This window comes from Candidatus Poribacteria bacterium (genome assembly GCA_021162805.1).
In the GTDB taxonomy this organism is placed as follows: Bacteria; Poribacteria; WGA-4E; order B28-G17; family B28-G17; genus JAGGXZ01.
This window is the reverse complement of record JAGGXZ010000081.1, coordinates 53,887-64,172: the sequence shown is the minus strand read 5'-3', so window position 1 is coordinate 64,172 and position 10,286 is coordinate 53,887. Positions and strand designations below refer to the sequence as shown.

General features: G+C 50.2%; 12 protein-coding genes. 2 read left to right on the top strand and 10 right to left on the bottom strand.

All coding sequences use genetic code 11. The features are described from left to right. Positions 1-118: 118 nt before the first annotated feature. From J7M22_06600 to J7M22_06555, 10 genes are all read right to left on the bottom strand, one after another. Positions 119-838 (bottom strand): ABC transporter ATP-binding protein, encoded by a 720-nt coding sequence (locus J7M22_06600; GenBank protein ID MCD6506279.1) that lies wholly within the window; start codon positions 836-838, stop codon positions 119-121. Between the two features lie 66 nt (positions 839-904). Continuing rightward, a complete protein-coding gene (locus J7M22_06595) occupies positions 905-2,302 on the bottom strand; it encodes an ABC transporter permease subunit (protein MCD6506278.1) in 1,398 nt (465 codons plus the stop codon). Positions 2,303-2,313: 11 nt separating this feature from the next. Then, on the bottom strand, positions 2,314-3,642 hold the full coding sequence (locus J7M22_06590) for an ABC transporter permease subunit (GenBank protein ID MCD6506277.1): 1,329 nt from the start codon (positions 3,640-3,642) through the stop codon (positions 2,314-2,316). Between the two features lie 105 nt (positions 3,643-3,747). Beyond that, complete coding sequence (locus J7M22_06585; protein MCD6506276.1) at positions 3,748-4,158, bottom strand: hypothetical protein; 411 nt, start codon at positions 4,156-4,158, stop codon at positions 3,748-3,750. 206 nt (positions 4,159-4,364) lie between these two features. Next, positions 4,365-5,738: an ABC transporter permease subunit gene (locus J7M22_06580; GenBank protein MCD6506275.1), complete on the bottom strand. Its 1,374-nt coding sequence runs from the start codon at positions 5,736-5,738 to the stop codon at positions 4,365-4,367. 3 nt (positions 5,739-5,741) lie between these two features. Continuing rightward, complete coding sequence (locus J7M22_06575) at positions 5,742-6,512, bottom strand: hypothetical protein (GenBank protein ID MCD6506274.1); 771 nt, start codon at positions 6,510-6,512, stop codon at positions 5,742-5,744. Between the two features lie 228 nt (positions 6,513-6,740). Further along, positions 6,741-7,475 (bottom strand): hypothetical protein, encoded by a 735-nt coding sequence (locus tag J7M22_06570; protein MCD6506273.1) that lies wholly within the window; start codon positions 7,473-7,475, stop codon positions 6,741-6,743. Positions 7,476-7,675: 200 nt separating this feature from the next. After that, entirely contained in the window at positions 7,676-8,425 is a 750-nt protein-coding gene (locus tag J7M22_06565; GenBank protein MCD6506272.1) for a hypothetical protein, read from the bottom strand. Further along, positions 8,422-8,913, bottom strand: a complete 492-nt coding sequence (locus J7M22_06560; protein ID MCD6506271.1) for a zf-HC2 domain-containing protein — start codon at positions 8,911-8,913, stop codon at positions 8,422-8,424. The genes J7M22_06565 and J7M22_06560 overlap by 4 nt, the downstream gene beginning before the upstream one ends. Next, the gene (locus J7M22_06555) at positions 8,891-9,445 is read right to left on the bottom strand and encodes a sigma-70 family RNA polymerase sigma factor (protein MCD6506270.1); all 555 of its coding nucleotides are present in this window, start codon (positions 9,443-9,445) and stop codon (positions 8,891-8,893) included. The genes J7M22_06560 and J7M22_06555 overlap by 23 nt, the downstream gene beginning before the upstream one ends. A gap of 100 nt (positions 9,446-9,545) precedes the next feature. Here J7M22_06555 and J7M22_06550 point away from each other — a divergent pair, with 100 nt between their 5' ends. Together J7M22_06550 and J7M22_06545 are read left to right on the top strand one after the other, a co-directional pair. Continuing rightward, positions 9,546-9,884: a hypothetical protein gene (locus tag J7M22_06550; protein MCD6506269.1), complete on the top strand. Its 339-nt coding sequence runs from the start codon at positions 9,546-9,548 to the stop codon at positions 9,882-9,884. Beyond that, positions 9,884-10,273, top strand: coding sequence for a hypothetical protein (locus J7M22_06545; protein ID MCD6506268.1), 390 nt, complete (start codon positions 9,884-9,886; stop codon positions 10,271-10,273). The genes J7M22_06550 and J7M22_06545 overlap by 1 nt, the downstream gene beginning before the upstream one ends. Positions 10,274-10,286: the final 13 nt, after the last annotated feature.

Sequence of the window (10,286 nt, the reverse complement as noted above, 5' to 3'; positions counted from 1 at the left end):
CGCTCAATTCTATCTTATCATTTCAGAGAATCCTTCGCAAGAGTTCGATCCTAAGATTCCGACCATATTTCCCTTGAATATAGCTTTTTAGAGCGTGAGTTGAGGGTGATACTCAACCTTACACAGCCTCTTCATAACCGACATATTTAAGGTAAAGCTCTTCTAGCTCCTCCTTCTCTATCTCATCTCTATCCAGTTCCCTCACAAGCCTCCCCTTCATCAATATCCCAATCCTATCCGCAACCCTCTTCGCCCTGAAAAGATCATGCGTGCACATGAAGATCGCCTTGCCCTCTGAGCGAAGCTCCCTCAGAAGCTTCAGAAACTCCGCTCCTCCCTCAGGATCTAACCCGGATGTGGGCTCATCGAGCAATACCGCATCCGCCCTCTTTATCATCGCTACCGCTATCCCAAGCTTCTGCCGCATCCCTTTGGAGAAGGTCTTGACCCTCCTCCTGAACGACTCGGATGGCAACCCTACCCTCTCCAGCGTCTCGTCTATCTCCTTGCGCGTTACGTCCTTCCTCCCTCCCAGCTTTGCGAAGAACTCCAGGTTCTGTCTTGCAGTGAAGTTGCCGTAGAGCTGGACGTTCTCCGAGACGTAGGCCATATGTTTTTTGGCCTCAAGGGGGAGCTTGGGTATTTCGATGTCGTTCACGAAGGCGGTTCCCCTTGTGGGTTCGATGAAGTTGAAAAACAGTGATATGGTGGTGGTTTTTCCCGCGCCGTTGGCGCCGAGCATGACGTAGATCTCGCCTGGGTTGACTTTCATGTTCAGCCCGTCCAGCGCCAGGACGCCGTTTTCGTATCTCTTGGTCAAATCCCTCGCCTCTAACATGGTTTTAAACCTCCTCTCGACTCTTTTACGGGATGGTTCACATTCCCCCCTTAGTTCCTTCGACCTTCAATGAACATCCTGTCTCAGAAATGAAAGAAAAGCGAGGAGAAATAACAGCAGATTCCAAAACAATAGCGCTGTCAGATCAAATGAGCTGACGCTCTCACGAGAAGGGACCTCAGGCTCGGTGAAGCGGGGAAAATCGCTCATGTCACCTTGATATGCTTTAGGCACAGGAGACCTGATATAAATCTGTTTCCCCTTGAAGTCCAACCAGAAGCTGAAACTTCCTCGGTACGGTACCACTTCACCGACCTTAGCCCTCACATAATCCTCGTAGATAGGATAGTAATTTTTAACCGCCTGCAGAAACCGCTGTTGAGCGATGAAACCCGTATTTGCAAGCGATTCACAGGCGTATTGATATGATGCGGCTGGGGATATGCTCGCCAGCCGTCTGGCATAGGCTCGCCTGGCGAGTATCGATCGGTTACGCCGCTCAACCCACTGAATTCGCAGATCGGCGATGCGGCTCAGCTTCTTCAACGCTGCTTTTCGCAACTCCTCCTCAGTTTGAAACACGCCTTTCTTAATCTGTCGGTCAATTCTTTTAACCCCTTCTTCCGCCTCCGTCTTCCATATCTCTCTCCACTGCCTACTCAATTGATATTCACTTAGGGTCTTATCGAGGTAGTCCGTCACCATCCCGGCGAGATTCGGTATGACTACAATGAGAACCATCCATATCGAAAGCAACACCAACAATGACGTTGATGACCGATGAACGCTGCTGGAAATCCACAGGCCTAATAGGACGAAGAGGGAAATATAGACCACCGAAAAAATAACCAGCCCGAAAATGCGGGGGAGATGCTCCATGTCCAGATGGTGAATCTCTTGGGAAAGCAGGGAGAAGATCAGTAGGTTCAATAGCATCCCCATAGTCAGGGGGATAAGCAGGGTGAAGGTAGCCCCCAGATACTTACCGATAAGTATAGCCGTTCTGGATATGCTATTGGAGCAAATTAGAGTGAGCGTCCCACGCTCCTTCTCACCTGTGATAGCATCGAACGTGAGGATAATCCCGAACAAGCTGAATAACACCTTCACGATGAACACCCAGTCCAGCCGGTTAAAATAAGGCAGTGTGAAGTTGCGACCGAATTCCGGCAGGATAGGTTCGATTAAACCCCCAATCTTGAGGTTCAAGATTGAGATTTTCTCCCCTTCTGCGACGCAGAATTCCAAAACGTTGGGGCGTCGTTCAAGCGTAACGGTGACGGTACTTCGATCATCCCAGTTTCTGGTGACCCGTTCGCTATAGCTGCTGAGCTCCTTCTTATATCTTCCGGCGAACAACAGGGCGTTAAGCAGGAAGAGCGCCGTGGAGATGACGACCAACGCCGGAAACCGTAAACTTTGTAGATTTGCGAGAATCTCCTTTTTGGTGATTTGCCAGAGCATCGCCTCTCCTTTTACGAGAATTGGTGGCGCGCAAAGCTCAGATATGCGGTCATGAAGAATAACACATTGAACAAAAACAACAGAATCAGGTCTAACATACCGGCTCGAACGCTTTCGCTCAGGGTAACGGAAGGAGGTTGAAACGGCTGGAGAAAACGTTCCCTCTCCCGATCGTATCGTTTCCTGTCCGTCCACAGCAACTTCATCAGGCGACGATGTTCGGCGTGATAACGGCGGGTATGTTCCATGAATCGCCGATACGCCGAAAGATCGGTTCGAGCGAGGGATTCCATCAGCGATCGGTAAGCACCTCCCAATGTCAGGCGGTTTAGCCAAGAAACCCACTCTGTCTGATAATAGAGCCTGTTGAGATATTCCCGCTTAACCTGCCAGATGGCTTGTCCCCATCTCGTATGGAGCTCCGTCCGTTTTACATGAATCTCACGGTTTAACGAGGGTAACTTCTTAAGAAGTGACTCGAACTGAGGATGAAAAGATTCATTTACCGCCGCAATTCGTCCTTGCATCTGCCGCTCCGATGGGATGGGGATCAACCTGTCCACCAGAACTACCGATACGTTGGGAAGTATGACGAGCAGCGCCGTCCAAATCAGCAACAGAACGAGGAGCGCCGTCGCCGGATGGTCAGTTCTGCAAGATACCAGGAGCCCCAGCATAAAAAAGGCGCTGAGATATAACGCTGAACCGAGCCACATTACCCCGATGCGAAGCCATTCCTCTTTGGAGAAAACGACCAACGGTGATAGCAGAGAGATAAGCAAACCTAAAAACATGCTCAGGGTAAGCGCGATCATCAAGGAAAGAACACCTCCTATAAATTTCCCCGCTAACATCGCCGAGCGTGAAATGGAGTTGGACAAACACAGCTTCAAGGTTCCCGCCAGTCGTTCCCCTGAGATAGCGCCGTAGGAGAGAAAAATGGCCAGCAGACTTAAAACCATCTGAACGACAAACGCAAAGTCAACGGATGTAAATTCAGATCGGTATTCCTCCTCCAGAGGGGAGTTAGTGTAGCCCGTCGCTCTAAAGGGAACCTCCCCGGATGGAGAAATCCACACCATGTTACCCAGTCGGCGTTCATAACCGTGGCTGAAGATGCTCAACATCTCCGGTTTCCGATAGATCCTCGGGGTGATGACATCCGGTTTCTCCCTGAACTCCTGAATGGCGCTTTGGTAATCCCTGAGGCGGTTCTCATAATCTTTCATGGAGACGTAACAGCTCAACCCGATGAGCAGCAGGCATATCCCCATACCCAAGCTGAACTTGAGGCTCAGCAGATTGTCCAGCAGTTCCTTCCTGATGATGAGCCGAATCAACAGCTTGCCTCCTCATATAAGTCAGGTTCATTTATATAGACGCCGAAAACACATAGATTCAAAAATTTTCTCTCCAAAGGAAGCGGGGATATGCTGATCCTCCCTTTATCCTTTCCTCTCCACCTTCCCCAATTCGTCTCTGAAGCACCAGATCCCCTCTGCTGGATCTATTATTACGATCCCTAACCTGCTGGCGAGCTTGTCGCTTATTATAAGCTCCTCTTCCCCTTCGGAGACCACTATATCACACGTCACGGGCGATGATGATCGTCCCTCGGTTAACACTTCCACCTCCCCCACTCCCTTTAGCCTCAACAATCTTATCTCCGATCCACCTGCCACCCTATATCGTTCCACAACCGCCTCCTTCACACCGGGGTAGAGTCCCAGCGCCTCCGCCACCCGTTCAGGCAGGAGGAGTTCCGGCACGTCGCTTTCATATCCGGAGTTCACCAAAGCGGGGCTTATTATCTCGTTCACCCCGCTTCTCACCTTCAGCTTTACCCTCACCGCCATCTTCGATCAACCTCACAGGTTTTAGTTTGCCTATCCTTCTCCTCTTCATCCTCACGAGTTTCCCTATTCTCTTGAGCTTAACTTCACTCACGGCAATCCCTCCGAAAGCCGTTATCTTTTGAAAACATAACATGGGGGATCGTGGAAGTCAATGTTACCCGTTGGGGCTCTCACACAGGTTTTGCATATACCTGTTTGGGATGCTCCTATATCCTATAGCGTATGAAGGCCAAAGTAGCCCCTATGAAGAGGACCACGTTGAACAGGAACAAAAGCAGAACCTCCCAGCTCGCATCGGCGAGGGAAGCGGGGATGTCGGGAGGTTTATCCCTGAACTTCGGGACCTCATCGAAGCTGATCTTGATCTTCCTCACCCTCCTCAATTCCTCCCCTCCGAGGGGAAGGTTAGGGTTGAAGGGATATTTCTCATATGTGAATTGCAGCAGAGCCCGGCGATACTCCCTCGCCTCTCTTAAAAACCGCTCATAATGCCCTATACCGGTGCCGATCAGCCCCTCACAGGCGTTCCGATAGATAACGGTCGGGGATATGGAGGTCAAACTCCGGGCCAGCTTCACCTGATTGAGCTGTCGGTTGCGGTAATCCTCCCAGACCGCAAGCTGGGCGTCAGCAATTTTTACGGAACGTGAAAGCGGCTCCCCGGGCGACCAGTTCCAGCTGAATCCGCCTCGCCCGTATCTCCTAACCACCTCCATCGCCGCCTTCCTTGCCCTCTCGGATACGATCTTCTCATCGGGCAGTTCAATCAACCCGCTTGCCAGCAATCCCCCCGTTCTAGGGATGAACACAACGAGGCATACCCACACCAGAAGCGAGAAAACCAGGCTGACCCTGGAGTTCTTCGTCAAACTGGATATGAACAGCCCAAGCATCGTGAAAACGGAGATGTAGAAGGTTGAAATGAAGGTGATCAGTCCGATCCTCATCCAATTCGTTATCCCAATCTTCGAAGCGCCGAAGATGGAGACGATCAAGGTGCTTGTGCAGATCCCAACTATCAATGGGATCGCCAGGGTAACCGTCGCGCCGATGTATTTTCCCAAAAGCAGGGTTGAGCGCGGAAGGGGATTGGACAGAGAAAGGCGAAGAGTTCCTCTCTCCCTCTCACCTGATATCCCGTCATAGGTGAGCACGAGAGCAGCGAAACTCAGGATAACCCCCACGATGAAGACCCAATCCAACCCCTCGAACCGCCATAGCGCGTAGTTCCCCCGAAGCTTCATCCTCGGCCCCTTAAGCTCAAACGCGTCCACCTCGAAGGCGTTGGGCAGATCTTTTTCACTTCCCTCGGCGATGAATCCCAGCGGGTTTGGCGAGCGATATATCATCTGGTTAGGAGGGAAGCTCACCACCTCGTATAACCCCTTCCCTGCTTTTTCCTTCAAAAGGCGCAAGTTCTCGTTTACGTTCTCGCTGTAGTCCGCAACCAGTTGATGGTAATCACGGACGTATAGCACGCTTCCGGTTAACATCAGGATGACGACCAGGAGAAACGTCAGGGAGAATCGAAGGCTGCGCAGATGATCTAGAAGCTCACGCAGGATGATCTCTCTAACCACTTTTCACCTCACCTCGCTCCTCAGAAAAACGGCGGCCGATCCTAAAAACAAGAGGGCGTTCAGCGAGATCAAGATCGCCAGATCCGGCAGGGCTCGTCTTATGGCGAAGGAAGCGCTTTCCCTCTCAAAGGTGAAAACGGGCATGCCGTTCAGGTCTAAAGGTCCCACCTCATCCCAACTTTTGAGCCTCAGCCTTTTAAAGACGGCTTCACGGGCATCCGAAAAGGCCTTCCACCCCTCATCGAGCCTTCTCCTTTCCTCCGCCGAAAGGGGAGAACCGTTGAACAGCCGGTCGAACAGAGCATCAAGGTTATATCTCCTCCAGATATAGCTCGCCTTCGCCTGTGAGGGCAACTCATCGAGGTTGACCCTGGTGAACCACTTAACGGTTGAGAAAGCGCCTCGCTCACGCATGTACTCCATCAACAGCGGGTTGTCCCCCCCGAGGATCTCCGCCTCCGTGGGAACATCCTCATAGGAGACGGTCACCGTGTTGCCGAGCTGTTTCTCCATCCCCAGGCAGAGGACGCTCAGCGGTTCGGGAGCTCTGTCCAGGTTCACCTTCAGCTGTGAGTAGACCTTAACCTTCTCAAGCTCACCTCTGCGTTTCGTTTTAGCCGTGTTGTACGTGCGCAGCCTCTTCTCATAATCTTTCGTAAGCACATGTCCGCTGGAGATGAAGAGCGTCAGGCAGACGACCAATCCCACAAGCAGGCGGAACGAAAATATGTTGGAGGCGAACTCCTTCCTGGCGATGAGGAGGATAAGCTTCATTGTTTTCTTCGATCTTCGTAATTTATGCGGATTTGAGTCATCCAGATAGATTAGACCCCCTCGATCGGGAGAACCTTTCAAAAATTTCATCGATGAGGAGAGACCTTAACCTGGCTATCGTCCCGAGCATTACCCCGTCGAAGACGGCAGCACATAAAGTGCCGCCCTACGAAAGTGTTACAATGATCGTGAACCATTCCATAACTTAGTGTTCATTTTTATCACCTGTTAAGGGTTAAGGGTAACCGTCCCAACTCCTTGGCTTATTAAAGCCTCAGCTTCCTCTTTTGAGATTGGAACGGTATCTCGGTCAACATTATACTTTCCTGCAGGCAAAAGGTAATACTTGGTCGTCCCCGATCTCTTATCAATAACGACACGCTCAGGTTCTGGAAAATATGCTTTGGAAATTTCACTTTTTAGCAACAAAAGTGTTGTTAATTCCTCCTCGGTTAATAAATCCGGCTTTCTGAGAGCCAAATTGATAAGCCTAATCGTTTCCTCAGGTGGGATGAGACCTACGGTGCTGAGGATCTCCTCAACGGTAGGACAATGTTCCTCCTCATCCTGATTGAGGGAGTTGCCTTCTGACTCAGAAGCCTCTTCTTTCCCCTCGGCTATTTTCATCTCTTCCGTTGTTTTTCCGCTCTCTTCGTTCTCCTGCCCCTCAGATTGGACCTTCTCCTCAGATTGTATCTTCGCCGGTTCCTCTGGAAGTTCTTCCAAGAGCTTTTCTACTTTCTCCAGAAACTTATCAATCTCCTTATCTGAGATACCTTCATCAGGAGCTTTCGTCTTGGAAGTTATCATCTCTGATTTTATGACCTCTTCTGAGGAAGTTTTACCCCTCCCACCAACAGATGAGATAGGCATATGATGAGTTTTCAAAATCACCAGAACGATTATCACCAAGATTGTAAGCGAAAGCAGGATCATTAATCTCTTTGACCTGAGCAGATCCATATCATATCCCCCCTTTGAAGCTCATCAGCGAAGTCCAGGTCCGTCGGCGCCTTGTAAATCCTAGCTGAACTCCTTTCTATCCTTGTAGGAGGCATACTTGAGGCTGTTGCGGATCACATGTACAACACAACCCTGACCTGCCCCCCAAAAACTGGAACAAATTGAGTGGAGTATGGTAGAATATGAGCTACCTGACATCCCTATTGCCGCTTAAATCGTTCCAGTTTGATTCTCCGCACCGTTATCACAACCATCAGGGTCTTGTCCCCATCCAGGGAGATTCCACCAATCCCAATCACCCTCGTTTTGCCGTCCCTTATACTTGTCGTCCCTCGGAGATAAACCCTCCCCTCCTTCGGCTTCTTTTTACCTAAAGCTGCCCTCAGCTGTTCGGAGGTAGTGGGAGGCGTTGTAAACACCTGAAACTCTTCCAGCTTGATGCTTTCCTTCCCAACTCTCGGTATAAAGGATATTGAGTATCCCGCGCTATCGATACTCGCAGGACTTCCCTCCTCGCAACTCAGAACGGATGTGGATATCACCCTGTAGCTCCGGAATTTGAAGATGGGTTGTAGGGCCGAGACAAGCTCGGAGATCTCCTGGGGTGTCTCCCCATGTCCCTCCTTCTTAGAGGCAACTACCAATCGTAAGATAACCTCGACCTCGCTGAGGGGAATATCCAGGGCCTTTATCATCTCCTCGATCTCCGATGTGTTTGGTTCCCCAGGGGATGGCTTCTTCACCCTCAGCAGGATAGAGTTCGATTTCGAGTCAACCATTAAAGCTTTTTTGGCTGTGAGGGTGGGGAAGTTCTCGTCGAACCACTTCCGGATCTCAGAGGCGCTTCGGTAGTTCAACTTTATAAGCTTCACCTCCTCAGCGACCGCCGATACACTCAAAATCAGGGCCATTAAAAACACAGCTGTTTTCGTAACCCTCTCCCATCTCATCTTTCCACCTCCGTTTTGTTCTCCGAAATCACCCAGACGATATCAACGTCAGGGTCTACCGTCGTCATGGTAACGACAAATTCATAATCGGGGATCTCGATCTCAACATCACTTATGGATAGGGAGGGCGCAACTGCCTTGGCAGGCAGCATCCCCTGATTATCCCGAACGCCCGGCATATTGAACCAAAGGGGCGACGTTCCGAGGATCAGGATCAGTGCTGAGAAAGCCATTGCTAATTTGAGCTTACGCCTCCTCCTGCGCTTGTGAAGCCTATCGTAGAACAACCGCAGGTGTTGATCCGAAACATCTGACTTCCTTTCAACTTTAAGCTCATCTAAAAGCTCCACGGAGCCCTTTAACTCATTGAAGATGGAGCGGCATTCGTGGCAAACCCTCAGGTGTTCCTCGATCTCCTTAGATCGAGCTTCATCCATCTCGCCGTATATGTAAGAGAGCATCTCTTCATCCCTTAAGTGTCTTCTCATTGAGAACCTCCTTCAACCGTTTCAATCCTCTGGCCATTCTGCTTTTGACCGTCCCCTCAGGTATACCCAATATCTGGGCGATCTCCTTGAATTTAAACCCCTCGAGATGTTTCAAGATCAAGACCTGCCGCTGCTCGATTGGAAGCATCTGAAGCGCCTTTTCGATCTCCGAGCGTCTCTCCTTTTCGAGCAGCGTCTCATCGGGAGATCGAGATCTATCGGGGAGGTTCAGCGCCTCCTTGCCCAGCGGGCGAAAAATCCTGAGCCATCTCTGCTTCTTACGATATTCGTCAACGGTCAGGTTGGCCGCTATGCTGAATATCCAGGTCTTGAAGGACCCTCTATCGGGGGAGAACCTCCTGATATCGCGGTAAACCCTCAGAAATGCCTCTTGAACTATGTCCTCTGCTTGTTGCGACATCGTTCTGCTAACGAACCTCTTCAGAGCAGGATAATACCGGAGGAAGAGCTCCTCAAACGCCTTCTCCTCCCCGGATATAAACCGTCTGACCAACTCCTCGTCAGATAACATAGATTTGTCCTCGTGAAGGCTCGTTTATGTATACGATTTTACCATGAGAAAGGTTCCCGCACACCGGCTCATATCTTTGCACTTTACCGGATGATATGTTATGATTCTTCCACAAGACCCAAGGGAAGAGGTGATAGGTGTGTCCAGCGTGATCGAGAAACTGGATGTGCTGAGGCGCGTTGGAGCCGAGGAGCTCGTTGATCAGGCCTTAACCAAATTGATACAGATGGAGATTGAGAGGACGAGCTCGGAGCAGGAGCGTCTGAAACGGATTCTATCGGATTTTGAACGTAAATATGGTATCTCCTCAGAGGAAGCCCATCGGAAATTCGAATCCGGAGAGCTTGGAGATAATGCAGATCTCTTCGAGTGGACGGGTATATATGAGATCTACAGGACAAACGAGAACTATCTGAAGATGTTGAAGGGAAAACTCTAATGTCCTCCATAGCCGATTACTACCGTCAAATCTATATCACAGCTATATCACATCCAAAGGTTAAATCCCTTCAAAAACTTCGTGAGGAGATCGACGTTTCAGGTTCAGTGGGAATCTACCGGTACCGGATAACCCTGATCAACGGAGACCTGGTCGAGCTTACAGAGCGGATCGTGCTCCATAAGGGAAAGCCGATCCAATCCAAATACAGATTTCACTGGCAAGACAGCGATGGTCGCCTTAGGAAGAGATGGGATAACGCGCCTCATCACCCCGAGTTAAACGGATTTCCACATCATATACATGATGGCTCAGAGGAAAACGTAAGAAGTCATCCCCCCATTGATGCCATGGAAGTTCTCAATCTGATACTCCAGGACATAGGTTGACGGGCAATTTTAG

Bases quoted from the DNA above. Each gene is read 5' to 3' on its own strand.
- J7M22_06600 (MCD6506279.1), bottom strand. From the start codon at position 838: ATGTTAGAGGCGAGGGATTTGACCAAGAGATACGAAAACGGCGTCCTG.
- J7M22_06595 (MCD6506278.1), bottom strand. From the start codon at position 2,302: ATGCTCTGGCAAATCACCAAAAAGGAGATTCTCGCAAATCTACAAAGT.
- J7M22_06585 (MCD6506276.1), bottom strand. From the start codon at position 4,158: ATGGCGGTGAGGGTAAAGCTGAAGGTGAGAAGCGGGGTGAACGAGATA.
- J7M22_06575 (MCD6506274.1), bottom strand. From the start codon at position 6,512: ATGAAGCTTATCCTCCTCATCGCCAGGAAGGAGTTCGCCTCCAACATA.
- J7M22_06570 (MCD6506273.1), bottom strand. From the start codon at position 7,475: ATGGATCTGCTCAGGTCAAAGAGATTAATGATCCTGCTTTCGCTTACA.
- J7M22_06565 (MCD6506272.1), bottom strand. From the start codon at position 8,425: ATGAGATGGGAGAGGGTTACGAAAACAGCTGTGTTTTTAATGGCCCTG.
- J7M22_06560 (MCD6506271.1), bottom strand. From the start codon at position 8,913: ATGAGAAGACACTTAAGGGATGAAGAGATGCTCTCTTACATATACGGC.
- J7M22_06555 (MCD6506270.1), bottom strand. From the start codon at position 9,445: ATGTTATCTGACGAGGAGTTGGTCAGACGGTTTATATCCGGGGAGGAG.
- J7M22_06550 (MCD6506269.1), top strand. From the start codon at position 9,546: ATGATTCTTCCACAAGACCCAAGGGAAGAGGTGATAGGTGTGTCCAGC.
- J7M22_06545 (MCD6506268.1), top strand. From the start codon at position 9,884: ATGTCCTCCATAGCCGATTACTACCGTCAAATCTATATCACAGCTATA.